Source organism: Saccharothrix hoggarensis (assembly GCF_052936025.1).
The window spans coordinates 1,841,701-1,865,644 of record NZ_CP193624.1 but is presented as its reverse complement, the minus strand read 5'-3'; the positions used below and the strand labels follow the sequence as shown (position 1 = coordinate 1,865,644).

At 72.0% G+C, this 23,944-nt stretch carries 25 protein-coding genes; 18 read left to right on the top strand and 7 right to left on the bottom strand.

Translation table 11 applies throughout. The features are described from left to right. Positions 1 to 76: 76 nt before the first annotated feature. The 4 genes from ACRAKH_RS09095 to ligD form a co-directional block, all read right to left on the bottom strand. Positions 77 to 2,851 (bottom strand): glycosyl hydrolase, encoded by a 2,775-nt coding sequence (locus ACRAKH_RS09095; protein WP_380725150.1) that lies wholly within the window; start codon positions 2,849 to 2,851, stop codon positions 77 to 79. Positions 2,852 to 2,982: 131 nt separating this feature from the next. Further along, complete coding sequence (locus tag ACRAKH_RS09090) at positions 2,983 to 3,180, bottom strand: hypothetical protein (protein WP_380725148.1); 198 nt, start codon at positions 3,178 to 3,180, stop codon at positions 2,983 to 2,985. A 245-nt stretch (positions 3,181 to 3,425) separates the two neighbouring features. Continuing rightward, positions 3,426 to 3,587: a hypothetical protein gene (locus ACRAKH_RS09085; RefSeq protein ID WP_380725146.1), complete on the bottom strand. Its 162-nt coding sequence runs from the start codon at positions 3,585 to 3,587 to the stop codon at positions 3,426 to 3,428. Between the two features lie 401 nt (positions 3,588 to 3,988). Next, positions 3,989 to 4,969 (bottom strand): non-homologous end-joining DNA ligase, encoded by a 981-nt coding sequence (gene ligD / locus ACRAKH_RS09080; protein ID WP_380725144.1) that lies wholly within the window; start codon positions 4,967 to 4,969, stop codon positions 3,989 to 3,991. Between the two features lie 668 nt (positions 4,970 to 5,637). Here ligD and ACRAKH_RS09075 point away from each other — a divergent pair. From ACRAKH_RS09075 to ACRAKH_RS09060, 4 genes are all read left to right on the top strand, one after another. Continuing rightward, complete coding sequence (locus ACRAKH_RS09075) at positions 5,638 to 6,093, top strand: hypothetical protein (protein ID WP_380725142.1); 456 nt, start codon at positions 5,638 to 5,640, stop codon at positions 6,091 to 6,093. A 45-nt stretch (positions 6,094 to 6,138) separates the two neighbouring features. Beyond that, on the top strand, positions 6,139 to 6,684 hold the full coding sequence (locus tag ACRAKH_RS09070; RefSeq protein WP_380725140.1) for a DUF3558 domain-containing protein: 546 nt from the start codon (positions 6,139 to 6,141) through the stop codon (positions 6,682 to 6,684). Between the two features lie 99 nt (positions 6,685 to 6,783). Beyond that, the gene (locus ACRAKH_RS09065; protein WP_447009736.1) at positions 6,784 to 8,001 is read left to right on the top strand and encodes a PPE domain-containing protein; all 1,218 of its coding nucleotides are present in this window, start codon (positions 6,784 to 6,786) and stop codon (positions 7,999 to 8,001) included. A 6-nt stretch (positions 8,002 to 8,007) separates the two neighbouring features. Beyond that, a complete protein-coding gene (locus ACRAKH_RS09060; protein WP_380728838.1) occupies positions 8,008 to 8,736 on the top strand; it encodes an ESX secretion-associated protein EspG in 729 nt (242 codons plus the stop codon). Here ACRAKH_RS09060 and ACRAKH_RS09055 read toward each other — a convergent pair. Next, positions 8,705 to 9,319: a TetR/AcrR family transcriptional regulator gene (locus ACRAKH_RS09055; protein WP_380728836.1), complete on the bottom strand. Its 615-nt coding sequence runs from the start codon at positions 9,317 to 9,319 to the stop codon at positions 8,705 to 8,707. The two genes, ACRAKH_RS09060 and ACRAKH_RS09055, sit on opposite strands and share 32 nt — an antisense overlap. 76 nt (positions 9,320 to 9,395) lie before the next feature. Between ACRAKH_RS09055 and ACRAKH_RS09050 the strand changes: the two genes are divergently transcribed. Next, entirely contained in the window at positions 9,396 to 10,547 is a 1,152-nt protein-coding gene (locus ACRAKH_RS09050; RefSeq protein ID WP_380728834.1) for an acyl-CoA dehydrogenase family protein, read from the top strand. Between the two features lie 19 nt (positions 10,548 to 10,566). Then, complete coding sequence (locus ACRAKH_RS09045) at positions 10,567 to 11,736, top strand: acyl-CoA dehydrogenase family protein (RefSeq protein WP_380728832.1); 1,170 nt, start codon at positions 10,567 to 10,569, stop codon at positions 11,734 to 11,736. Positions 11,737 to 11,812: 76 nt separating this feature from the next. On the opposite strand, the gene ACRAKH_RS09040 is transcribed toward ACRAKH_RS09045, so the two are convergent. Then, a complete protein-coding gene (locus ACRAKH_RS09040; RefSeq protein WP_380728830.1) occupies positions 11,813 to 12,091 on the bottom strand; it encodes a hypothetical protein in 279 nt (92 codons plus the stop codon). Positions 12,092 to 12,274: 183 nt separating this feature from the next. Between ACRAKH_RS09040 and ACRAKH_RS09035 the strand changes: the two genes are divergently transcribed. Both ACRAKH_RS09035 and ACRAKH_RS09030 read left to right on the top strand, forming a co-directional pair. Beyond that, entirely contained in the window at positions 12,275 to 13,156 is an 882-nt protein-coding gene (locus tag ACRAKH_RS09035) for a helix-turn-helix domain-containing protein (protein WP_380728827.1), read from the top strand. Then, the gene (locus ACRAKH_RS09030; protein WP_380728826.1) at positions 13,153 to 13,371 is read left to right on the top strand and encodes a DUF397 domain-containing protein; all 219 of its coding nucleotides are present in this window, start codon (positions 13,153 to 13,155) and stop codon (positions 13,369 to 13,371) included. The genes ACRAKH_RS09035 and ACRAKH_RS09030 overlap by 4 nt, the downstream gene beginning before the upstream one ends. On the opposite strand, the gene ACRAKH_RS09025 is transcribed toward ACRAKH_RS09030, so the two are convergent. Then, positions 13,355 to 13,999: a GntR family transcriptional regulator gene (locus ACRAKH_RS09025; protein WP_380728824.1), complete on the bottom strand. Its 645-nt coding sequence runs from the start codon at positions 13,997 to 13,999 to the stop codon at positions 13,355 to 13,357. The genes ACRAKH_RS09030 and ACRAKH_RS09025 overlap by 17 nt on opposite strands. Positions 14,000 to 14,074: 75 nt before the next feature. Between ACRAKH_RS09025 and ACRAKH_RS09020 the strand changes: the two genes are divergently transcribed. The 10 genes from ACRAKH_RS09020 to ACRAKH_RS08975 all read left to right on the top strand — a co-directional run bounded on the left by ACRAKH_RS09020 (position 14,075) and on the right by ACRAKH_RS08975 (position 23,941). Next, positions 14,075 to 15,019, top strand: coding sequence for an asparaginase (locus ACRAKH_RS09020; RefSeq protein ID WP_380728842.1), 945 nt, complete (start codon positions 14,075 to 14,077; stop codon positions 15,017 to 15,019). Between the two features lie 61 nt (positions 15,020 to 15,080). Further along, positions 15,081 to 15,395 (top strand): hypothetical protein, encoded by a 315-nt coding sequence (locus ACRAKH_RS09015; protein WP_380728822.1) that lies wholly within the window; start codon positions 15,081 to 15,083, stop codon positions 15,393 to 15,395. A gap of 30 nt (positions 15,396 to 15,425) precedes the next feature. After that, positions 15,426 to 15,863 carry a peptide-methionine (R)-S-oxide reductase MsrB gene (gene msrB, locus ACRAKH_RS09010; RefSeq protein ID WP_380728820.1) on the top strand — a complete coding sequence of 146 codons (438 nt, stop codon included), beginning with the start codon at positions 15,426 to 15,428 and terminating at the stop codon, positions 15,861 to 15,863. Positions 15,864 to 16,136: 273 nt separating this feature from the next. Further along, entirely contained in the window at positions 16,137 to 17,012 is an 876-nt protein-coding gene (locus tag ACRAKH_RS09005) for a TIGR04222 domain-containing membrane protein (protein WP_447009735.1), read from the top strand. 19 nt (positions 17,013 to 17,031) lie between these two features. Further along, on the top strand, positions 17,032 to 17,946 hold the full coding sequence (locus tag ACRAKH_RS09000; RefSeq protein WP_380719930.1) for a TIGR04222 domain-containing membrane protein: 915 nt from the start codon (positions 17,032 to 17,034) through the stop codon (positions 17,944 to 17,946). Next, entirely contained in the window at positions 17,897 to 18,778 is an 882-nt protein-coding gene (locus tag ACRAKH_RS08995) for a TIGR04222 domain-containing membrane protein (protein ID WP_447009734.1), read from the top strand. The genes ACRAKH_RS09000 and ACRAKH_RS08995 overlap by 50 nt, the downstream gene beginning before the upstream one ends. A gap of 46 nt (positions 18,779 to 18,824) precedes the next feature. Beyond that, a complete protein-coding gene (locus tag ACRAKH_RS08990; protein WP_380719934.1) occupies positions 18,825 to 19,622 on the top strand; it encodes a DUF692 domain-containing protein in 798 nt (265 codons plus the stop codon). Further along, positions 19,619 to 19,990, top strand: coding sequence for a hypothetical protein (locus ACRAKH_RS08985; protein WP_447009733.1), 372 nt, complete (start codon positions 19,619 to 19,621; stop codon positions 19,988 to 19,990). Before ACRAKH_RS08990 ends, ACRAKH_RS08985 begins: the two co-directional genes overlap by 4 nt. A gap of 25 nt (positions 19,991 to 20,015) precedes the next feature. Next, complete coding sequence (locus ACRAKH_RS08980; RefSeq protein ID WP_380719938.1) at positions 20,016 to 20,504, top strand: hypothetical protein; 489 nt, start codon at positions 20,016 to 20,018, stop codon at positions 20,502 to 20,504. Positions 20,505 to 20,695: 191 nt separating this feature from the next. Further along, on the top strand, positions 20,696 to 23,941 hold the full coding sequence (locus tag ACRAKH_RS08975; protein ID WP_380719940.1) for a S8 family serine peptidase: 3,246 nt from the start codon (positions 20,696 to 20,698) through the stop codon (positions 23,939 to 23,941). The last annotated feature ends 3 nt before the right edge of the window (positions 23,942 to 23,944 follow it).

Sequence of the window (23,944 nt, the reverse complement as noted above, 5' to 3'; positions counted from 1 at the left end):
CTGCCGCATCCCGGTCCACACAGGACAGGGGCGGCGAGGGAACCGTTCCCCTCGCCGCCCCGGTCACCGATCAGGATCAGGAACCGAACTGGATCCAGTTGACGTTCACGAAGTCGGCCGGCTGGCCGCTGGTGAAGGTCAGGTACACGTCGTGCTTGCCGGTCAGCCCGGTGATGTTGGCCGGCACGGTGCGCCAGCTCTGCCAGCCGCCGGTGTTGGCGATGGCGAAGCTGCCGAGCGGCGCCGCCGTCGGGCTGCCGACGCGGACCTCCACCAGGCCGCTCACGCCACCCGCCGCACCGCTCGCGACGCGGGCGATGAACTGGCGGCCGGTGCGGGTGCCGAAGTCGACACCCCGGAAGAGCGCCCACTCGCCGTTGGCGATGCCGGCGATGTTCTGGCCGCCGCCGACGTCCGTGGTCGTCTCCTTGAACACGCCGTGGTGCTGGTCGTACGACTCGGCCTGGATGGTGCCGAACGCGTCACGGGTGACCGGCGGAGCCGTCGTGGTCGTGGTGGTGGTGGTGGTGGTCGTCGTCGTGGTGGTCGTGGTGGTCGGGGACGTGGGGTTCACGCCGCCGGAACCCGAGTCGACACCGCTGCCGGCCGGGCCGCGCCACGCCGTGGACGACGCCGGGACGTTCAGCGTCTGCCCGTCGGAGAACGTCACCGTGGTCGCCGCCGAGCCCGGGTTGTAGGCCACGTACGTGCGGGCGCCGTTCTTGCTCAGCACGGCGTGCGTCGGCACGTTCGCGGTGACGGACGTGTCGGGCGTGCCGTAGGTGTTGAGCGACGAGATCCAGTGGTAGGCGTGCGCCCGCGAGTCGCCGTCCTCGGGGCTGAGGCCGCTGCCGTAGTTGGCCATCGCCTGCGCCGGGTCGGCGATCGCGAGGAACTGGGTGATGATGTCCTTCCACTCGACCTCGGTGCCGCCGTTGTTGGCGCGGAGCTCGTTGATGTTCTGCAGCACGTCGGCCTTGTAGTCGGCGTGGTACAGCGAGCCGCCGGTGATCGGCAGCATGTTGATGCCGTGGATCTCCTCGGGGTTCGCCGTCCACCACGTGCTGTAGCTGGCGCCCGCGCCCCACACCATGCCGACCGTGCCGTGCTGGAAGGCGGGCGGGAACACCGCGTCGTCCTTGTCGAACCAGTACTGCGCGATCGCGGTTTCCTGCGTGGTGTGCAGGTAGATGCCCGCGTCGCGCAGGGCGGTGTCACCGGTCGCCTGGCCGAACAGCACGGCGGCGGTGGCGAACATCATCCCCTCGGACGAGGACTCCTCGTTGTTGCCGTGCGCGAAGCCGGCGTGGCCGGACGCCCAGCCGTGGCCCGCGTACGCGTCGAAGTTGCGCAGGAACGGGAACCTGGTCTCGCCGCGGTCGTAGTTGTTGGCGTCCTTCACCAGCAGCTTGATCATGCCGCCGTAGCGGGAGTCGGCCGCCCACGCGGCGTCGTGCTGCGCCACGACGGACGCGGCCAGCACGTAGTAGCCGGCGTGGAAGTGGTGGTCGTTCAGCTCGGCGTCCGTGCCGTAGGAGGCGCGGTAACCGGTCAGCGTGCCCCACGTCGAGTCGTAGACGAAGTGCTTGTCGGGCTCGCCGGGCGTGGCGGTCAGCCAGTCGGTGAGCCGGTCGCGGACCATCGTGATCAGCCGGTCGCGGCCCGTCGTGTAGCCGATCTGGTTGGCGACGCGGGCGAGCGCCGCCAGGCGCCACAGCGCCTTGCCGGTCCAGTACGTGTCGGCCGCGCCCTTCCACGGGTCGGCGGCGTTCAGCTCCTGGTCGATCTCGGCGCGCAGGCGGTTCTGGTCGGCTGCCGAGGACAGGGGCAACGCGGGCAGGACGCCGTTGAACGTGCTGCGGGTCGTGAACGACGAGCCCTCGCGCAGCCGCATCTCACCGCGCGGGGAGGCGTAGCGGTAGGGGGTGACGGCGTCGGTGGAGTTGAGCCACTGGTGCCGGTAGAGGGCCTGGAGGGTGCCCGTCTGGGTGCCCTGGCGAGCCGTGGTCGTCGCCGTGTAGGTGGCGGTGAGCTGGGCATTCGCCGAGTTGTAGGTCCAGCTGACCTTGGTGTCGGTCACGAAGGAGAACGCGTAGCGCTGGAACAGGGACAGCGCGTCGCGGCTGGGCAGCGCGGCCACGGAGAAGAAGGCGGCCGGCGAGGTGGCCTCGGCGGTGCCGACGACGTTCCAGTTGCTCGGCGAGAACAGCGCGTAGTCACGGCCGTTGACGGAGACGCCGAGCGTGGTGCCGGTGTTGCTCCAGATCGTGGTGGCGCCGTTGAACCCGACGCGGGCCGTGCCGCCGGTCGCCTCGGCGTACACGTACGGCGAGCCGTGGCCGATCGTGGTGCGCAGGGTGCGCGTCCCGTCCGTCCACAAGGGAGTGACGGTCCAGTCGGACCAGCCGTCGACCTGCGTGCGCGGCGCGTTGAGGCCGCTCACGCCGACGAACAGGTCGTCCTGGTGCATGAACTCGTAGAACCGGCCGTCGGGGGTGATGTTCGGCGTCTTGGGGTTGCCGACGCCGAGCCCCTGCGCCGCCGCGTGGAAGGTCAGCGGGTGGGCGTACATGTTCTCGGAGTACGGGTTGCCCGGGTAGCGCTGGAAGGCCAGCGACGACCACCAGTCGTTGGTGGGGACGGGCCGGCCGGCCATGCGGGCGGTGACCTTCGGCGTCACGGGAGCGCCGTTGGAGTCGGACGGGCCGACCGCGCCCGCCGGACGGGTGGTGGCGTAGCTACCGGCCCCGACCGTGACGGCGTTGGCCGTTCCGGTCAGGACGAGAGGGACAGCGGCAGCCGCGGCCACGGCGACCGCCAAGGCCGCCAGGTGGGGGCGGATTGAACGCACAGGGAACCTCCAACAGGAACTCACAGCTCTGTGAGAGCGCTCTCACGCATGGCAAACGGTAAACCGCCAGGTTGCCGCGTGTCTACGGTTGGTTGGTTCTGACCCTGTCAAGAGCCCGCGGAGGCGGTCGGTCAGTCCTCGACGCGGAGGTGGTACTCGCACCCGTACTCGACCGCGTACTGCAGGTCGTAGTGGTGCACGATCTTGGGGCCGCCGTGCAGGTGGACGTGGGTGACGGTCTGCTTCGGGGCCTCGGGCGCCTTGGCGTGGGAGTCGACCCGGCCGTCGAGGGGACCACCGACGAACCGCACCACGTACGCATTCGTCATCGACTTGCCTCCCTCTCTTCGGCGTCGCCGTCCATGGTACGAGAGGACCAGTCGGATCGCGGCTGACGCGCGTGGGGAAACAGCCGGTTGGCGCAAGGCGCCTGCGTGGTTCCCGATCTCCTCCACCCCTGCCGACCTGGCGTGACACGTCCCGGCCGGCGTCGCCGTCCAGCCCGACGGCGACGCCGAGGTCGGGTGCACGACGCCTCGGCCCCCGAGCGCGTCGACTTCGGTCTCAGCCGGTGTCAGCCGTTCACGTCGTCACCGGCCTCGTCGTCAGTCCGCAACGAGCTCTCCTCACCGAGCCCGACCTCGTCCAGCACCGCCCAGATGGCATGGGCGACGGCCGCGTAGTCGCGGGCGGACAGGTCGGCGGGCAACAGCACTTCCAGGCTTCGAGTCGGCACGACTTCAGCGTGACCGTGGACCACCTGCCACGCGATACCCCAAGGGAGCGGTGTTCCCAGCCGTTGAGACCACCGGCCCCCGCGACCGGCACGCCCGGCGTGCGCGAACGCCTCCGTCTTCGATGGTGACAGGCACTCGCGGCTCCACTCGCCAGCGCCCGCTCCACGCCCACCGGGGCGTACACGGTTTTCGCCGAATCGGACGGTTTCGCGCGTCTTGCCGCCCTCAGGTGTCTCTTCATGGGTGCGCGACGCGGCGCAGGGGACCCCAGGTCGCCTCAAACGCGCTGCGGCCTCGCCCGAATGGAGGGCACGCCGACGCCGGGTGCCTGCCCGGACAGCCGGCGCCCGGAGTCGGTTCACCTGGTGGTCGGACGTGAGACCGACCCGTATCCCCAGCTCTACTGGCGCTTCCGCGACGGTTGGACGCGCGGTGGCTCGCCGGGCATCTTGGGGTAGTCGGGCGGGTAGGGCAGTTCGCCGCGCTCGTCGTTCGCGTACCAGTCGAGCAGCGCCTCGATGCCGAACGCCTCGTCGTCCAGGCTCGCGTGCGGGTCGCCGTTGTCGGCCAGGTACTTCGGCACGGTGAGGACGTCGAAGTCGTCGGGGTCCACAGAGGACAGTCGATCCCACGTCACGGGGGTGGACACGGTGGCGCGGGGCGTGCCGCGGACCGACCAGGCGGACGCGATGGTGCGGTCCCGGGCGGCTTGGTTGAAGTCGAGGAAGACGCGCTCACCGCGTTCCTCCTTCCACCACGACGTGGTGGCCTTGTCGGGAACCCGCCGCTCCACCTCGCGGGCCAGCGCGATGACGGCGTGGCGCACGTCCACGAAGTCCCACTCGGGCCGGATGCGCACGGCGACGTGCACGCCCCGTCCGCCGGACGTCTTCGGGTACCCGGTGAGCCCGAGCTCCTCCAACACCTCGCGCAGCACGAACGCGACCTCGACCGCGTCGCGGAAGTCCGTGCCCGGCTGGGGGTCGAGGTCGACGCGCAGCTCGTCCGGCCGATCGGTGTCGGACCGCCGCACGGGCCACGGGTGGAAGTCGAACGTCCCCAGGTTGGCCGCCCACGCCAACACCGCGGGCTCGGTCGGGCACACCTCGTCCGCGGGCCGTCCGGACGGGAACTTGACCCGGGCCGTCTCCACCCACTCGGGAGCCCCCTTGGGCAACCGCTTCTGGTAGAACGCCTCGCCGGTGACCCCGTCCACGTACCGCTTCAACGTGGTGGGCCGATCCCGCAGGACCCGCAACAGGGGCTCAGCGACGGCCAGGTAGTACTCGACCACCTGCAGCTTGCTGATACCCCGGTCGGGGAAGTACACCTTGCCCGGGTTCGACACCCGCACCACGCGCTCGCCAACGTTCAGTTCCACAGCTGGGGCCGCCACACCGGCGAGGGTAACAACGCCGGTGGGACGGGGCAGGCCAACGCGCCGACGTGGTGATCAGCACAGCAATCCCACATATCCCGGCCCGAACCGCACGTCAACCAGCACTTTCCCGTATTACGGACACCCACCCTCCAGCCCATTCGCGTGCACGCTAGCGGTTTCGACGAGCAGTTACCCTGACGGATCCCATAGGCGACGAGGCCGCGTGCGAGGTGCTCATCGCCGTCTCCGAATCATCCTCGGTCCAGGTGCTCGGAACGCTTGCCCGCCAACTCGACTGACGCGGCCGCCGCGTGCAAGCGCGCGACCGACGCCGCAGAACTGATCGCGCCCAAGCCGCCAGAACGTCAATGACATCAGCAGTTGTACTCGGGCGCGACGACGACGCAGACCGCTGCCTCCACGGCCACGGACGGGGGCCGCCTGCAGTGGCGACGCACGGTGGTGGCGATCAGCACAGCAACACCACGTATCCAGCCTGAACGGCCCTCCGACCAGCGTGTCCATCTCTTCCAGCCAGTGCCGCGCACCACCGGATTGACTGAGTTCTTAGCCCGTTCGTATGTAGGTGGACGATGTCCACCCCAGGTGTCCGGTGCTTCGATACAGTCTCCGACTGACCACGGAGCGCAATCGGGGAGGTTTGTGCTGTGACCGGTTACAACGGGGGGCTGACGGGGGATGTCGGTCAGTACGCCTTGAAGCAGTACCGCGAGCAGAGCGGGGGTGGGCTCGCCAGCCTGTTCACCATGGGATTGAGCGACGTCGTCGCCGCCGCCAAGGCGCTGGCCGCCGCGAACGAAGCCAAGGCTTTGGCGGTGGACCCGCAAGCCGTCGACACGATGCTGAAGAAGCTCACCGACATGCAGGACGTCCTGGACGGAATCCAAGCGGATGCCGAAATGCTGGCCAGCCAGACGCCGCTCGGTGGCGGGTACGCCGAAGACATCGGCAAGGTGAACGCCCAACTGGGCCACCAGGTCATCAACGAGGTGATCCCGGAAATGGTCAAGGCCATTGCGGACCTCAAGGATCAGGTCGACAAGAGTCGGGCTTCCTACCGGAACGTCGACGAAGCCAAGTCTGAGACCTTCAACAACCTCTGACGGGATGACGCAGCTGCGATGAATCGCACACTCACTCGAATTTCGATGGCCTTCGTCGCCGGTCTCGCCCTGTTGACCACCGCTTGCTCCGACGGTGCGACAGGAACTCCGACACCGGCCACGACGACCACGGGAACCAAAGCCGACTCGTCGACCACCCCCGCCACCACCTCGCCTTCAGATGACAACGCCCTCGCGGACGTCGACCCGTGCGATCTCCTCACCTCCGCCGAAGTGACCCAGGTCGGTCTGACGAATCCCGGTGAACCAGAGGTGATCGGCGGCGCCGAGACCTGCCGCTGGAAGGTGAGCGGAAATGGCGGTCTCCTCGTCGCGGTGAATCCGCGTAAGGGCTTCGACGATCTCGACTACCGAGGCAAGGACGTAGCGCCGACCAAGGTTGGAAAGTACGAGGCGCGATTGGCCAAAGCACTCGACGGCGCCAAGAACATCTGCCACGTGGTGATCGAGGTTTCCGGATCGTCCAGTGTCCAACTCATCTCCAACTTCACGGCCAGCTCGAGCGATACCGCCGGAGCGTGCGCCCGTGCCACGCAAGCCGCCGAACTGGTCGCGCCCAAGCTGCCCTGACCTGCTGTTAGTACCGTCCCAAGGGGGGATGAGATGACCCGAGAGAAGCCGCGAGTTCCGGAACCGACCGCGAACTACCCAGCGCACCAGCACGAAGACTTGAAACGACAGGTCGAGGAGAACTTCGACGCGGGCGTGGCCGGTCAAGTCGCCGACAAGTGGAAGTCGATCGGGGCGACTTTGACCGAGATGGCGGTGGACTTCCAGGTCATCGTCAACGGCTCGCAGGGCGGCTGGACGGGTAGCGCGGCGGAGGGGGCTCGGGCCGCGCTGGCCAAGGTCGGGAAGTTCAGCGACATGACCGGTGATCACTTCACGGCTACCGGGACCGCCCTGCACACGCAGACCACGGCGGCGGCCGAGGCGAAGAACCGGATGCCCGAGCCGGTCGAGTACGACCCCAAGAAGATGTTCACCGACGCGCTCACCAGCGGCTCGATCCTGCAGTTGGCGGCGTTGCCGATGGCGATGCCGGCGCAGAAGGCGAAGTCGGACGGCGCCAAGGCCGAGGCCGTCCAGGTGATGCAGTCCCGCGACGACGCGATGCGCTCGGCCACCAGCACGATGCCCGCGTTCGCCGAGATGCCCGCCGTGACGCAAGACCAGGGCACGGCCACCAGCTCAACGCACACCTCGTCGGTCACCACCCGCACGGTCGACCCGAGTCGGGTGGGGCCCGGCGGTGTGCCGGGGACGACGGCGACCACGGGAGTGGGCACCACCACCGGGACCACCACCACGTCGTGGGCGCCGCCGCCCAACGTCGCCCCGCCGACCGTGCCGCCCAACTTCGGCACGCCTCCGCCGACGCAGCCGCCCCGCACGCCGCTGCCCGGGTGGTTGCCGCCGGCCTTCCCGCCCGGCGGCAAGCAGAACGTCCCGCCCGGCAAGGCGGTGCCCCCTGGTCGGCCGCTGCCCCCCGGCGCACGACCGCCCGGCGGCGGGCTGCCCGGACGTGGGCCCGGCGGTGGACCCGGCGGACCCGGTGGCGGTCCCGGCGGACGGCCCACCATGCCCGGCTCGCCGGGTGGACCAGGTGGACCGGGTGGACCGGCGGGACGTGGCGGGTTCGGGCCCGGCGGACCCGGTGGGTTCGGGCCGCACGGCGGTGGGCCGCACGGTGGCGCGATGCCGCAGGGCGGACCGGGACAGGGCAACGCACGGGGCGCGGCGGCCGGAGCCCCGGCGGGCATGGGCGCCGGCGGGCAGGGCGGCCAGGGCGGCGAGGACCAGGAGCACAAGGCGAAGTACCTGATCCCGACCGACGACTACTTCGACGACAACCGGCTCGTCGCCCCACCCACCATCGGCGAATAAGGGCGGATGAGCACCATCGCGACACTCTCCCTCCCCGAGTTCGACGTGCTGTGGGAGGTCCTCCGCGTCGGCGCGGTGCCGTACCCGTTGCAGGTCGACCACCACGGCATGACGGTGGACGACCGCGCCCAGGTCCGCGCCGACGCGCACGCCTCCCTCGAACGCCGGGGCCTGGCCCGCCGGGGCAGGCCGGAGCCGGAGCTGGAGGACGCGTTGCGCCTCCTCGCCCGCCCGGACACGTCGATCACCGTCATGGGCCTGCCCGACGCCGCCTCCGACGACCTGCTGCGCGCGCTCGCCGTCGCACGCGGGCGTTACGCGGTGCTGGCGGTGCAGCAGGCGGACGGCGTGCGGCTGGACCTGCTGCGCGACGTGAGCCTCGCGGGCGCGGCGGTGAGCGTGCTGCCGCCCCGGCCGCCGGGTCCGGGCAGGCCGATCACCGTCCCCGCGTCCGCGATCGAGGACCAGGGCGGGAACGGCATCCGGCAGACGGTCCGGGGCGGCGGCAGCGACGACGTGCGGGCGCTGAAGGACATGCTGGCCGGCCCGATCACGGGCACCGGCCACTTCACGCCCCGCGTGGACGGCCACCCGCCGCCGCCCGCGGTGACGTGGATCGACACCCCGCGCGGCCGGTACGCGAGCATGGGCACGGAGTGGCTCACGGTCGCGCCGGCCGACCACACCGGGCTGGTGCGCAGGCTCAGCCAGGCACTCGCGCCGCCAGGCCGGTGACGAACGCGTTCAGCGCCAGCTCGAAGCTGTCGTGGTCGAGCTCCCGCGCCACGGACGGCAGCAGGTGGGCCTTGTCGAGGTTCGGGTACCGGTCCCGGTAGAACGACTGGTCCTCGGTGAACCCGCTGGAGAACGAGCTCAGCGCGGCGCCGAACACGAGGTACATCAGCGACGCGGCGATCATGGTCGCCTCGCGCCGCGACCACCCGGCGGCGACGAGCCCGCCGTGCACGACGTCGAGCCGGCGCAGCGACGCCTCGCGGTGCGCCGGCCCGTACGCCAGGAACGGCACGATGTTGGGGTGCTCCGCGAGCGCGGCCCGGTAGGAGCGGGCGCAGCTGAGCAGGCCGTGCCGCCAGTCGCCGCCCTCGAACCCGGACACGTCGACCCGTTCGAGGATTCCGGCGGCCACGTCGTGCAGCAGGTCGTCCTTCGTGCTCACGTGCCCGTACAGCGACGCGGCCTGAACGCCCAGCTCAGAGGCCAGTTTGCGCATGGACAAGCCGTCGAGGCCGTCACGGTCGATGATGTGGAGTGCGGCCGCCCGGATGCGCGAGGCACTCAGGATCGGGTTCCTCGGCATGTCCGTCCCCTTGCCTGTGGTGGGTTCCGCGCATAGGTTAGATAACCTAACACCGTTCGGTTAGGAGGTCACCCCGGTGGACTTGCGCATCTCCGACGAACACCGGCAGCTCAAGGAGCTGGCACACAGGTTCACCGAGGAGCGGATCGTCCCCCACGCGGCGCGCTGGGACCGGGACGAGGCCATCGACCGCGACCTCGTGCCCGCGCTCGGCGACGTGGGCTTCCTCGGCCTGGGCATCCCCGAGGAGCACGGCGGCTCGGGCGGCGACAACCTGGCGTACTGCCTGGTGCTGGAGGAGGTCGCGCGCGGTGACTCGGCCGTCCGCGGCATCATCTCCGTCTCGCTCGGCCTGGTCGGCAAGACCATCTTCAAGCACGGGACCGACGAGCAGAAGGCCGAGTGGCTGCCGGGCCTGTGCTCGGGGCGGCGACTCGGCTGCTTCGGCCTCACCGAGCCCGGCACCGGGTCGGACGCCGCGTCCCTGGCCACCAAGGCCGTCCGCGACGGCGACGACTGGCTGATCACCGGCCGCAAGGTGTTCATCACCAACGGGACGTGGGCCGACGTGGCGCTGGTGTTCGCCCGCACCGGCGGCCCCGGCCCGAAGGGCATCACGGCGTTCCTCGTGCCGACCGCCTCCCCCGGCTTCACCGCCACCGAGATCCACGGCAAGCTCGGCATGCGCGGCCAGGCCACCGCCGAACTCGCCCTCGACGGGATCCGCGTGCCGGACGCGAACCGGATCGGAGACGAGGGCGCGGGCTTCAAGCTCGCGATGGCCGCGCTCGACCGGGGCCGGATGTCCGTCGCCGCCGGCTGCGTGGGCGCCGCGCGGGGCGCGCTGGAGGCCAGCGTCGAGTACGCCAAGGAACGTCAGCAGTTCGGCAAGCCCATCGCCGGTTTCCAACTGGTGCAGGAACTCCTGGCCGACATGGCCGTGGAGACCGACGCGGCACGGCTGCTCACGTGGCGGTGCGCGGACCTCGCCGACCGCGACGAGCCGTTCGGCACCGAGGCGTCGATGGCCAAGCTGTACGCCAGCGAGGCCGCCGTGCGGGTCGCGAACAACGCCATCCAGGTCTTCGGCGGCTACGGGTACGTCGACGAGTACCCCGTCGGGAAGTACCTGCGCGACACCCGCGTCACGACCCTCTACGAGGGCACCAGCCAGATCCAGAAGTTGCTCATCGGCCGGGCGCTGACCGGCATCAACGCGTTCGCGTAGACGGTAGAGGGAGGACGTCATGGACTTCACGCTCGACGAGGAGCAGAAGGAGATCCGCGACTGGGTGCGGACCTTCGTGCGCAAGGAGGTCGCGCCGCTGGAGCCGGAGGTGCTGCGCCGGGAACGCCAGGGCCAGCCCGGCCTGACGCGTGACGAGCTGAAGGAACTCCAGGACAAGGCCAAGGCGGCGGGCTTCTTCGGCGTGCTCACGCCGCAGGAGTACGGCGGCATGGGCCTGGGCGCGCTGATGACCGCGCTCGTGGAGGCGGAGCTCGGCCGCACGTTCGTCCCGTTCCGCTTCGGCGGCTACGCGGACAACATCCTGTTCCACGGCAACGAGGAGCAGAAGCAGCGCTACCTGCTGCCCACGATCTCCGGTGAGCGCGTGTCGTGCTTCGCGATCACCGAGCCGGGCGCGGGCTCGGACGCGAAGGCCATCCGCACCTCCGCCCGCAAGGAGGGCGGCGAGTGGGTGATCAACGGCGAGAAGACGTTCATCACCCAGGGCAACGAGGCGGACTTCGTGATGGTGTTCGCGGTGACCGACCGCGAGAAGGGCGCGGACGGCGGCGTCACGTGCTTCCTGGTGGACCGGGAGATGGGCTGGAAGTCCGAGCCGATCCCGACCATGGGCGAGTGGGGTCCGGCGGCGCTGGTCTTCGACAACGTGCGGGTGCCCGAGGAGAACGTCCTCGGCGAGGTCGGCAAGGGCTTCACCCTGGCCATGCAGTGGATCGGCCAGGGCCGCTACCTGCTGCCGGCGCGGGCGCTGGGCGCGTGCGAGCGGTTGGTCGAGATGGCCATCGAGCAGGCCAAGAACCGGGTCACGTTCGGTCAGCCGATCGCCGAGTACCAGGCCATCCAGTGGATGATCGCGGACTCGGCGGTGGAGATCGAGGCGTTGCGGTGGCTCGTGCTGCACGCCGCGTGGCTGGTCGACCAGAAGGCAGACTCGCGGCAGGCGCAGTCGATGGCGAAGCTCTACGGCGGCATCAAGGCCAACGAGATCGTGGACCGCGTCCTCCAGATCCACGGCGGCATGGGCTACACGCGCGAGCTGCCGATCGAGCGCTGGTACCGGGAACTGCGGCTGCTGCGCATCTACGAGGGCACGGACGAGATCCAGCGCCGCACCATCGCGCGGAACCTGTTGAAGGGCCACGCGAAGGTGACCGGCACGCTCGGCTGACGGCGGCACGCCCGGCCGACGGCTCCCCCGGCGACGTTGGGCGCAGGTGGTCGCACCCCGACCACCTGCGCGGCCACTACGCCGGCGCCGCGTCGTCCAGCCAGACCAGGTGCACCCGCCGTCGTCCCGTCGACCGGGACGTGATCTCGAACAGCGTCCGCGCGCTGTCGGCGCTCTCGGACACCAGGTGGAAGCCTCCCTCCACCGAGTTGGCCTCCGCGCGGTCCTCGAACGCCAGGCCGTAGCCGGCGACCCGCGCGTCCTCCGCCTCGCCGTACTCCTCCACGATCGCGAACAGCCGCGGCGCTTCCTCCAACGCCACTTCGCGCGCCAGGGCCGTGAAAACGTCGTTCACCCGTTCGTCCTTCCGGTGCTCTCGATCGGGTCACGGTGGTAGCGGTTACCCTGCGTCCACAACCCGTTACTGGATCGGCTGTGAGACTGCCCCCGCCTGACCACGAAATGCAAGATATGCAGATCGCCACCTTGCATTTGCCGTGCAGGACGGCGCCGTCTCGGGAAGGGACGACTGAACACCGTGGCCACGAAGAAGGGCACGCCGACCATCCGGCTGCGCAGGTTGGCGGGCCAGTTGCGACGGCTCCGCGACGGGACCGGCCTGCGCCGCGAGGACGTCGAGGAGCGGACCGGCATCAACGCGACCACGCTCTACCGCATCGAGACCGCCCGGAACCGGCCGCAGTACCGGACCCTGGCGGCGCTGATGAAGCTCTACGGCGTCCCGAGTGACGAGCAGGAACGCTTGAAGGCGCTGTACAAGCAGTCGGCCGGTGAAGGCTGGATGCAGCCCTGGCACGAAGACCTCCCCGAGGGGTACACGGCGTACATCAACTTCGAGAAGGAGGCGTACGGCCTCCGCCACTACTCCGGGTTGTTCGTCCCCGGCCTGCTCCAGACCGAGGATTACGCCCGCGCCGTAATCCGCGGGGTCCTGCACGACGAGACCGACGACCAGGTCGAGGACTTCGTCCGCACTCGCATGGAGCGACAGGCTGTCCTGACGAAGAAGAAGCCGCTGAAGCTCTGGGCGGTCATCGAGGAAGCGTCGTTGCACCGCCAGGTCGGAGGAGCCGACGTCATGAGGAGCCAGCTCCGCCACCTGCTCGACGCGGCCAAGGCGCCGAACATCACCATCCAGGTCATCCCGTTCAGCTCGGGGGCTCATCCCGGGATGCCCGGCCAGTTCGTCGTCATGGACTTCCCGGACCCGCTGGACACCGACCTGATCTACGTCGACAGCCAGGCGGGTGAGATATTTTTGGAGTCGGACGCCGACATCAAGCGCTTCAGGGCTGCCTTCGACCACTTGGTGGCAGTGGCCAAGAGCCCGGACGACTCGGCGGCGTTGATCGCCGGGATCGCCGCCGGTCCGGAAAAAGGGAGGTTCGGGCGACTGTGAAGCACAGGGATCTGTCGGGCGCGGCCTGGCGCAAGAGCACCTTCAGCGGAAGCGGCGAGTCCTGCGTGGAGGTTGCTCCGGTGGGCGAGCGCGTCGCCGCGCGTGACTCCAAGCACCCGACGGGGCCGACGCTGTCCTTCGCGGTCGCGGAGTGGCGGAGGTTCCTCGCGGGCCTCGAAGACGGTCGGGCGCAGGCGGTCAGCCGAGGCTGGTGAGCATCTGGGCGCACACGCGCACCAGGTGCTTGCGCATCACCTCGGACGCGCGGGACGGGTCGCCGGCCGCGATGGCGGCGACCAGGGCGTCGTGGTCGTCCAAGGACGCGTGCTGGTGCGGCGGGTCGTCCTGCAGGCCGCTGCGCAGCAGCACGACCCGCTGCTGGACCAGGCGCACCTGCTCGGCGATCCGCGGGCTCCGCGCGGCGTCCAGCAACGCCTGGTGGAACGCCAGGTCCAGCCGGTACGGGAACCGCTCCCCCGCCGAGTACGCCCGCCGCGACTCCTCGCACACGGCGCGCAGCCGCACGACGTCGCCCTCCGACCGCCGTGACGCCGCGAGCTCGGCCGCCGCGCACTCCAGCGCCGTCCGCAGCTCGAAGAGCGCCTGCACGTCGGCGGCGTCGGCCGTGGGCACGAACGCGCCCCGGTGCGGCGCGAGCACGAGCAGCCCCTCGGACACCAGGTGCCGGATCGCCTCCCGCAGCGGCCCGCGCGAGATGCCGAGCCGTTGGGCCAGCTCCACCTCGTTCACCCGCGCGCCGGGCGCGATCTCGCCGGTCAGGACCAGCTCGCGGACCACGTCCACTGCCTGACCGGCCAAGCTCATGTGCAGGGGAGGTGTCACGAACGTCTCCTAGCGCGCGGCGATGCTGCCATGTTAACTGTCGACAGTTGGCAGCGCAGCGGAGTGGAGAAGCGGATGGCGCACGAACTGGTCGCCGAGGTCTGGCGGGGAGAGTTCCTGGAGTCCGTGCACCACGGTTCGGTGATCGCCCTCGACGCGACGGGCCGCGAGGTTCTCGCCGTCGGCCGCCCGCACGACACCACCTACCCCCGCTCGTCCAACAAGCCCGTGCAGGCGCTGGCGATGCTCCGCCAGGGCCTCGACCTGAGCGGCGAACTGCTCGCCCTGGCCTGCGCCAGCCACTCCGGCGAGGACTTCCACGTCGACGGCGTGCGCCGCGTCCTCGACGCGCACGGCCTCACCGAGGCCGACCTCCAGTGCACGCCCGACCTGCCGATCGGCGAGGACTCCCTCAAAGCCCACCTCGCGGCGGGGCGGTCCAAGGCCCCGATCTACATGAACTGCTCCGGCAAGCACGCCGCCATGCTCGCGACGTGCGTCGTCAACGGCTGGTCGACGCACGACTACCTCGACCCGGCCCACCCCCTCCAGCGCGCCATCCGCGCGACGCTGGAGGACCTGGCCGGCGAGCGCATCGGCGCGGAGGGCGTGGACGGCTGCGGCGCGCCGCTGCTCGGCATCAGCCTCGCGGGCCTGGCCAGGGCTTTCGGCGCGCTGGCACGTGCCACCGCCGGCCCCGAGCGGCGGATCGCCGACGCGATGAACCGCCACCCCGAGTGGGTCGGCGGCACGAACCGCGACGTCACGAAGCTGATGCGGGCGATCCCCGGCGCGGTGGCCAAGGACGGCGCGGAGGGCGTCTACGCGATCGGCCTGCCGACCGGCGAGGCCGTGGCGTGCAAGATCGCGGACGGTTCCAGCCGGGCGCGGGCCGTGGTCCTGGTGGCCGCGCTGCGCCGGCTCGGCGTGGACGCGCCGGACGAGCTGGCCACGTTCCCGGTGCTCGGTCACGGCCGCGTGGTGGGCGCGGTCAGGCCGTCGCCGGCGCTGGTGGTCTGACCGGGCGGACTCCGGCACGTCGTGCCGCCCACCGGGTTGAAGCGACCACTACGCTGGGGTCATGGCCAGCGCCAGAGCCGCAGACGCACCGGACGAGCGCCCCCGGGGCGACCTCGACGACGAGCTGATCGGCCTCGACCCCGACGACCCCGAGACGCGGGCGTTCGCCGAGCACCTCCACCGGATGCAGCGCCAGCCGCCCGGCTTCACGATCGAGGGCTCGCTGGCGGGCGTCGAGCAGTTCGCCGACTCGGCCAACCGCGCGGGCGGCCTCCGCCGGCTGCTCGCGGTCGTCGTGGTGAGCCTGATCCTGCTCGGCGCGGTCATCAGCATCTGGTACTACCTCGGCGACCTGGTGGCCGTCTTCTTCGACTGACGCACCGGCGGGTTCGTCTAACGTGGAGGTATGGAACCTGTCGTCGGCGCCACCCCGAAGGTGGTCCACTCCGAGCTGGAGTGGCGGGAGATCCTGACCCCCAAGGAGTACGCGGTGCTGCGCGACGCGGGCACCGAGCCCGCGTGGGTCGGCGAGTACACGGAGACCAAGACCGAGGGCGTCTACACCTGCCGCGCGTGCGGGGCCGAGCTGTTCCGCAGCGAGACGAAGTTCGACTCGCACTGCGGTTGGCCGTCGTTCTTCTCGCCGCTGGCCGCGGACACCGTGATCCTTCGCGAGGACCGCACCCTCGGGATGGTGCGCACGGAGGTGCTGTGCGCCGCGTGCCACAGCCACCTCGGGCACGTCTTCGAGGGCGAGGGCTACGACACGCCCACGGACCAGCGGTACTGCATCAACTCGATCAGCTTGCGTCTGGTCGAAAGCCCTGACGGTCCAGCAGACTGAGGGCGCTACTCCGAATGATGACGGTATCGACACCAGGAGGAATCATGCGCATCTTCAAGGGCACCGACGGCGAGGGCTCCGGCGGCGTGGACGGCGCGTCGTCGTCCTGACATCACCTGGGTCGCAACCCTAAGGCTTGCTAAAGGGCTCTTGCTGGGGTGTGGCCTGGCGCACACGATTGCCTCCTGAGCTGGTGGACCTGGTTCCACCGAGGCCCACAGGGGGTGGACCGTGGAGCGACCGTGGGGGCTTTCAGGCCCTGAGTTCCTGGAGTTGTACTGGATCGGGCTGGCGTTGGCGCTGGCCGTCGCGATCCTCGGCCGAGTGAGCCTGCGGGGTGCGCGGGGAGGCGTCCCCGCAGGCCCGCTCGGCGTGTTGGACATCGCTTACCTGACCGGCGGGCCACGACGGGTGGTCGAGGCTTCCGTGGCCGGTCTCATCACGTCCGGCGCGTTGGCCCCGGCCCGCAACGGGGCCGTGCGCCTCGTCGGATCGCCGGTCGCCGACCACCCGGTCGACCAGGCCGTGCTCACCGACGTGGCGCGGTACCGCTACCGGACGTTGACGCTGCTGATCACCTCGGTGGCCGAGCAGGACGAGCCGCGCGCGGTCGGTCGTCGACTGTCCGAACTGGACTACCTGGTCGCGCCGGAGGCGGTGAAGTCCCGGCTGCGCAAGGCCGTCGTGCCGATGGTGCTGCTGTTCGTCGTCGGGGTGGCGCGCTGGGTGAACGGGCTCGCGATCGGCGCGCCCGTGGGGTGGCTGACGCTCCAGCTCGTGCTGACGGGCGTGCTGGTGGCGCTGCTGGTGAAGGGCAACCCGTTGACGCGCACCGCGAAGGGCCGTGACGCGGTGGCGAAGGCTCGCGCAGGCGAGAACACCGGGGGGTGGGGAGCGACCAGTTCGGCGAACGAGGCCGAGCTGGTCGCTCTCACCGGGTTCAGCGCGCACCCGGACGTCGTGCTGCGCGCCGCCGCGCGGCCGGTCAAGCACAGCCGGGCGCACGGCGGCCGGCACGTGGCGGGGTCGTACGGCGTCGCGGGCACCGCGGGGTGCGGCGGCGCGAGCGGCGGGGGCAGCTGCGGCGGGGGTGGGGGCGGCGGGGGTGGGGGCGGCGGAGGTTGTGGAGGTGGGGGTGGCGGGGGCTGACGGCTCCTAGGGTGGCGCCATGACGTTCCTGTGGTGGTACGGCCCGGCGCTCGTCGTCGCGGTGGTCGTCGGCCTGCGGCTGAAGCGGGTCGCCGGCGCCGTGCCCGACCGGCCCCTGACGTTCGAGGAGATCGGGTACCTCGGCGGCGGGCCGGTGCGGGCGGTCGAGGTGGCCGTCGCCGGGCTGGTGGCCGAGAACCGGGCGCGGGTGTCCGGGTCGGTGGTCGCGGCGGTGCCCGGCGAGGAGCAGCCCACGACCGCGTTGCAGGCGGTGGTGCTGTCCCGGCTCGACCGGCCGCGGGACCTGGACGACCTCGTCGTCGGCGCGGCGACCAGCGGTCCGGCCCGGCACCTCGGGCAGCGGCTCGTGTCGGGTGGGCTGTTGGTGTCGCCGCGGCGGCGGCTGGCGCGGGCGGTGCTGGCGGTCGTGCCGCTCGCGGTGCTCGTGCCGGTGGCCGTCCTCGCCGGTCCGGGCGGGTGGGTGACGGTCACGGCGCTGTGCGTCACGGGCGCGCTCGCGGTGCTGTTGTTGTTGGGTCCGCCGCCCGTCCTGACCAGGAGGGGCGCGCGGGCGCACGAGGAGGCCACGGCGGGCCTCGCCCCGGTCGACCCGGCCGAGGTGACCGCCCGGTACGGCCTCGCGCGCGCCGCCGCGCCGTCCGTGTCGGACCGTCCGACCCGGACGGTCCGGGAGACGGCGGTGTTCGACGGCGAACGGGCGGAACCGATCGCACCAGGGGAGACGTCACAGGGACCACTCCCCCGGCGCAGGCGGGCCGTGGTGGTCGAACCGCAGCGCTGGCGGCGCCGCAACGGGTGGCTGGTGGCGGGTGGGTGGTTCGCGGGTGGATGGCTGGCCGCGCAGTGGTTGGAGGGAGACGACGGTGGCGACTTCGTGGACGCCGATGCCGGGTTCGGCGGGTTCGACGCCTGAGCCGGGGCAGTCGTGGGCAGGGCCGAGCGGGGTGGGACCGGCCAAGTTGGGTCCGGAGGAGCAGGCGTTCCTGGTCGGCGGACCGGGGCGGGCGGCCGAGGTCGCGGTGGTGGCCCTGGCCGAGTCGGGCGCCGTGCGGATCTCGCGGGAAGGGCTGGTCAGCGCCGTCGCGCAGCCGGGTCGGCACTGGAGCCCGCTCCAGGCGCAGGTGCTGAGGTCGCTGCCGGGTCGCCTGGGTGACGTGATCACGGCGACAGCGGGCAGCCCCGAGGCGCACGGCCTGCGTCAGCACCTGGTCGACGGCGGTCTGGTCGTGCCGCCGGGCCGGCGGAAAGCGGTGCGGGCGGTGCGGGGGCTCCTCGTGGTCGCGGCGGTCGCGGCGGTGGTGCTGGCGATCGCGCTGGACCTGTCGTTCGGGGTGGCCGCCGGTGCGGTGGTGGGCGCACTGGTGCTGGTGCTCGCGCTGAGGCCCGCGACGCGTCCGCTCACCGGCGCGGGGCGGAAGGTGGTGCGGCGGGCGCGGATGAACGCCGTGCCGACGTACCGGCTCGGGATGGTGGTCCACCACGGGCTGCTCGGCCGGGTCGGGCGGCGGTACGTGTGGCAGGAACTCGGCCTCTCGGCGCAGGCGGCGTCGACGTTGCGGCGGAAGTCGCGGGGGGCGGGGTCGCCCGGCGGCGCGTCGTGCGGCGGTGGGTGCGGCAGTTGCTCCAGCAGCAGCTGCGGGAGCGGCAGCAGCGGTTCGGACGGCGGGAGCAGCGGTTCCGACAGCGGCGGCGGCAGCTCCGACAGCGGTGGGGGCGGCTGCGGTGGCGGCGGCGGGGGCGACTGACCCGGCGGGTCGGGGCCCGGAGGGCAACGGGAAGGACAGGTGGCTCGTGGACAAGCTCGGTGTCGGTATCGGCTGGCGGCCGGAGATCGACCTCACCGTCGAACGCCTGCCCGGCGTCGACTTCGTCGAGGTCGTCGCGGAGAACCTGCACGTCGGCCACCTCCCGGAGTCGGTGCTCCTGCTCCGGGAGCGGGGCGTGCCCGTGCTGCCGCACGGTGTGTCGCTGTCGCTGGGCGGCGCGGAACCCGTGGACGCCCGGCGGGTCGCGCACCTGGCCGCGCTGGCCGAGGAGCTGGACGCGCCGCTGGTGAGCGACCACGTCTGCTTCGTCCGCGCGGGCGGGCTCGACTCCGGCCACCTGATGCCGCTGCCCCGCACCCGGGACGCGCTGGACGTGCTCGTGGCCAACGTCAAGGCCGCCCAGCAGGACCTGCCGGTGCCGCTCGCGCTGGAGAACGTGGCCGCGCTGCTCGACTGGCCGGACGGCGAACTGACCGAGGGCCGGTTCCTCGCGGAGCTGGTCGAGCGGACGGACTGCCACCTCCTCATCGACGTCGCCAACCTGTACGCCAACGCCCGCAACCTCGGCACGGACGTGGGCCGCTTCCTGGACGAGATCCCGTGGGAGCGGCTGGCCTACGTGCACGTCGCGGGCGGCGAGGAGCACCAGGGCGTCTACCACGACACGCACGCGCACGCCGTGCTGCCGGAGGTGCTGGACGTCCTCGCGCGGCTGCGGGAGCGCGTCGACCCGCCGGGCGTGCTGCTGGAACGGGACGACGACTACCCGGCCGACGCGGAACTGGCCGGTGAGCTGGCCGCGATCCGGGCGGTGCTGGGGTGACGGGTCCGCAGCGCGAGCGGTTGGCGGCGGCGCAGGCGGAGCTGCTGCGGGCGTTGCTGGCCGACGGCCCGGTGCCGGCCGGCTTCGACCCGGAGCGGGTGCGCGTCGAGCGGCGCGCGTTGCTCGCGAAGCGGCGCGGGATCGTGGCGGCGCTGCGCCCCGACGTGGCCGCCGAGCTGGGCGACCGGTTCCGACCGCTGTTCGACGCCTACGCGGCCGGGCGGCCCAAGGAGGACGGTACCCGGTTCCGCGAGGACGCCGCCCGGTTCGCCGAGTGGGCCGTGGCCGAGGGCGCCCTGCCGCCGCCCGAGCCGCGGTGGTGGCAGCGGGTGCGGCGGCTGGTGCGGCAGGGGCGGCGGGCAACCTGATCGCCTCCCGTTCCGTCCCAGTGGCATGGGGAGACGGATCTGGGTCCTGGGGGTGCTGTTCCTCGCCGCCGCGTGCGGCACGAACGCGGGTGCGCCCAAGGCGTGCACGCTGATCGGCACGATGGTCGGGCTGACGGTCGACGTCGACCACCCCGACGTGGTGTCGGGGTCGCTCGAGGTCTGTGACGGCGGTTCCTGCGCGACCCACGAGCTGGTGCTGCACGAGTCGCGCGGGATCGTGGGGACGACGTGCACCGGGACCTCCCCGGACGACACGTGCGGCGCGCGTTCGGAGCCGACCGGCGGGAAGCACGCGTTCGTCGTGATACCGGACCTGCCCACCACGCCCGTCACCGTGGCCCTGAAGTTGCTGGACCAATCCGGATCTGCGCTGGTGGACCGCGGTGTCACCGTGACCCCCGAAATGGCCTACCCCAACGGTCCGGACTGCCCAGGCGGTGGCCCGCAGGCAGGCATCTCGGTTGGTGCGGACGGCTCAGTCACCGCCTCCTAGGAAAACGCTTACTCCGCTGAATTGGTCAAGAAGGCACCGACCAATCAGCGGCTGTCCACGTCGGACCGACCCTCTAGCGTCGGTGGTGTCAAGGGCGACGTCGCTCCCGGCGCATCCGCCGCCGCGGCCGCGGGTCGCACGCCCTTCCGGCCGCGTTCCGCCACGCGCGGCACTCACCGGGAGGTTGGAAGTTGAAGAGCAAGCGTTGGCGTGGCACGACGTGGGGGGCCGCGCTCGTCGCCGCCGTCCTCACCGCGAGCAGTCCCGGCGCGTCCGGGGCGCGGGACACCCCGGTCACACCGGGGACCGGCCCCGGTCAGCCGGCCGAGCACCACGAGGTCACCCTGGTCACCGGCGACCGGGTCGTGCTCCTCGGCGACGAGGTCACCGCCCTGGTCCCCGGACCGGGACGGGAGCGGACCGTGTTCCACAGCCACCGGCGCGACGGGCGGCTGCACGTCGTGCCGCGCGACGCGGCGACACCGCTCGCGCAGGGCCGGCTGGACCCGAGGCTGTTCGACGTCACGGGACTGGTCGAGTACGGGTACGACGACGGGTCGCGCGGCACCCTGCCGGTGATCGTCACCGGCGACGAGGAACCGGCGCCGACCGGCATGCGCGTGGGCCACGCGCTGCCGTCGGTCGGCTCGTACGCCGCGCAGGTCGTGAAGTCCGAGGCCGCGAACACCTGGCGAACGCTCGTGTCGAGGGCGAGCGTGCGCAAGGTGTGGCTGGACGGCGTGCGCCGGCCGGCCCTGGACCGCTCCACGGCGCAGATCGGCGCGCCCGCCGCGTGGCAGGCCGGGCACACCGGCAAGGGCGTGAAGGTGGCCGTGCTGGACACCGGCGTCGACCAGGACCACCCGGACCTGGCGGGCCACGAGGTCGCCGAGGCGAACTTCACCGACGACCCGGACAACACCGACGGCGTCGGCCACGGCACGCACGTCGCCGCGACGATCGCCGGTTCCGGCCCGCGGTACCGGGGCGTCGCGCCCGAGGCGGACCTGCTGGACGGCAAGGTGTGCGTCGTCGCGGGCTGCCAGGAGTCGGCGATCGTGGCGGGCATGCAGTGGGCCGCCGAGCAGGGCGCCGACGTGGTGAACATCAGCCTCGGCGGCGGTGACACGGCCGAACTCGACCCGCTGGAGGAAGCCGTCAACACGCTGTCCCAGCGGACCGGCGCGCTGTTCGTCGTCGCCGCGGGCAACAGCGGCCGCCCCGAGACGGTCAGCTCGCCCGGCAGCGCCGACGCCGCGCTGACCGTGGGCGCGGTGGACCGGCAGGACGGCATCGCGCCGTTCTCCAGCCGGGGACCGCGGGTCGGTGACGGCGCGGTCAAGCCGGACATCACCGCGCCGGGCGTGGACATCGTCGCGGCGAGGTCGTCGAGCGGCACCATCGGCACGCCCGTCGGCGACGGCCACGTGGCCATGTCCGGCACGTCGATGGCCACCCCGCACGTCGCGGGCGCGGCGGCGCTCGTCGCCCAGCAGCACCCGGGCTGGACCGGCGCGCAGATCAAGGCGGCGCTGGTGGCGTCGGCCAGGAACAACCCGGCGCTGACCGCGTTCGACCAGGGCTCGGGCCGGGTCGACCTGGCCAGGGCGATCACCACCACGGTCACCGCCGAACCGGCCAGCCTCGCGATGGGCCTGCAGAAGTGGCCGCACGCCGACGACACCCCCGTGGCCAAGACCGTCTCCTACCGCAACGGCGGCACGGCGCCGGTCACGCTGGCGCTCACCACCGACGTGAAGGGTCCCGACGGCGGCGCCGCGCCGGCCGGGCTGATCACCGTGTCACCGGCGAAGATCACCGTGCCGGCGGGCGGCTCGGCGACGGCGACCGTCACCGCGGACACCCGGCTGGGCTCGGCGGACGGCCTGTACGTCGGGTCGGTGGTGGCGACCGGCGGGCCGACGCCGCTGCACACCTCGCTGAGCGTGAACCGGGAGGTGGAGAGCTACGACGTGACGTTCGGCTTCGTCGACGACCGCGGCGCGCCCGCCGTCGACTACTACACGTCGATCATCGGGCTGAGCAACGACACGTTCGCCTTCCCCTACGACCCGGACGGCTCGTTCACGGTGCGGCTGCCCAAGGGCGACTACTTCACCAACTCCGACGTGCAGACGGACGACGCGCGGCTGGCGCTGCTGCCCAGGCCCTCGCTCACCGTCGCGGCGAACACCGCGGTCGTGCTGGACGCCCGCACGGCCCGGCCGTTGACGATCACCGCGCCGGACCCGGCGGCGGAGGAGGCGCTGGGCGACGTCACGGTGGTGCGCCACCACGACGACCGGCTGGCCAGCGTGAGCACCGCGTTCCTCGGCGGGTTCGGGCCGAACGTGTCCATCGCGCACACGGGTCCGCAGCTGCCCGCGGCGGCCATGACGTCGTTGATCGGCGCGCAGTTCCGCGGCACGCCGGAGGGCGGCAAGCCGGTGACGTACCGGTTCGCGTGGTCGCAGCAGGGCGCGATGCCCACCGGGTTCACCCGCGCGGTGGCCGCGGCGCAGCTCGCCGAGGTGCGGACGCGGTTCGGGCCGGGACCGGCGGGCCGCACGTACGGCCACGGCGGCAACCCGATCACGGCGGGCGGTGTCGGCGGCTGGGCGTGGCTGCCGGACGTGACCGCGCCGGGCGAGGCGATCAACCGCGTCACCACGGACCTCGCCTGGTCGTGGGGGTTCGTCCAGTTCGGCGCGGACGGGGCCGTCGAGGCGACGCTGACGTCGCCGGAGCGGACCTACCAGCCGGGCGGGTCGCACGACGACCGGTTCAACGACCCGGTGTTCTCCCCCGCGCTGCCCGCGTCGCGGTCGCCGTACCTGTCGCGCGCGGGCGACCGGATCAGCTTCGCCGTGCCGCTGTTCACCGACCGCGCGGGCAACGGCGGCAACGCCGCGGTGAGCACGGCGCGCACGACGTTGCTGCGCGACGGTGTGCGCGTCGGTGAGACGGCGTACGCGGGCAACGGGCTGTTCGAGGTGGCCGGCGGCGCGGCGGCCTACCGGGTGGAGACGGACGCCGTGCGGGCGGCCGGCACGTCGGAGTTCGCCACCAAGGTGAGCGCCGCGTGGACGTTCCGCTCGGACACCCCGGCGGGCGACGCCGTCGTGCCGCTGCCGCTGTCGGTGGTCCGGTTCTCGCCGGACCTGGACGCGGCGGGCGCGACGCCGAGGGGCCAGTCGCTGCGGGTGCCGTTGACCGTGCAGCAGCAGGCGGGCGCGGCGAACGGCAGGGTGGACCGGATCGACGTCGAGGTGTCGTTCAACGACGGCACGACGTGGACCGCCGTGCCGGTGTCCGCCGGCGTGGCCACGATCGCCAACCCCACCGCGGCCGGGTACGGCTCGCTGCGGGTGAAGGCGGTCGACAGCAACGGCAACGCCTTGGAGCACACCGTGATCCGGGCGTACCGCATCGCCTGACCC

What these genes read in the sequence shown, in the direction of transcription:
- ACRAKH_RS09090 (WP_380725148.1), bottom strand. Translation starts at nt 3,180, where the DNA reads ATGACGAATGCGTACGTGGTGCGGTTCGTCGGTGGTCCCCTCGACGGC.
- ACRAKH_RS09070 (WP_380725140.1), top strand. Translation starts at nt 6,139, where the DNA reads ATGGCCTTCGTCGCCGGTCTCGCCCTGTTGACCACCGCTTGCTCCGAC.
- ACRAKH_RS09060 (WP_380728838.1), top strand. Translation starts at nt 8,008, where the DNA reads ATGAGCACCATCGCGACACTCTCCCTCCCCGAGTTCGACGTGCTGTGG.
- ACRAKH_RS09055 (WP_380728836.1), bottom strand. Translation starts at nt 9,319, where the DNA reads ATGCCGAGGAACCCGATCCTGAGTGCCTCGCGCATCCGGGCGGCCGCA.
- ACRAKH_RS09045 (WP_380728832.1), top strand. Translation starts at nt 10,567, where the DNA reads ATGGACTTCACGCTCGACGAGGAGCAGAAGGAGATCCGCGACTGGGTG.
- ACRAKH_RS09020 (WP_380728842.1), top strand. Translation starts at nt 14,075, where the DNA reads ATGGCGCACGAACTGGTCGCCGAGGTCTGGCGGGGAGAGTTCCTGGAG.
- ACRAKH_RS09015 (WP_380728822.1), top strand. Translation starts at nt 15,081, where the DNA reads ATGGCCAGCGCCAGAGCCGCAGACGCACCGGACGAGCGCCCCCGGGGC.
- msrB (WP_380728820.1), top strand. Translation starts at nt 15,426, where the DNA reads ATGGAACCTGTCGTCGGCGCCACCCCGAAGGTGGTCCACTCCGAGCTG.
- ACRAKH_RS09000 (WP_380719930.1), top strand. Translation starts at nt 17,032, where the DNA reads ATGACGTTCCTGTGGTGGTACGGCCCGGCGCTCGTCGTCGCGGTGGTC.
- ACRAKH_RS08980 (WP_380719938.1), top strand. Translation starts at nt 20,016, where the DNA reads ATGGGGAGACGGATCTGGGTCCTGGGGGTGCTGTTCCTCGCCGCCGCG.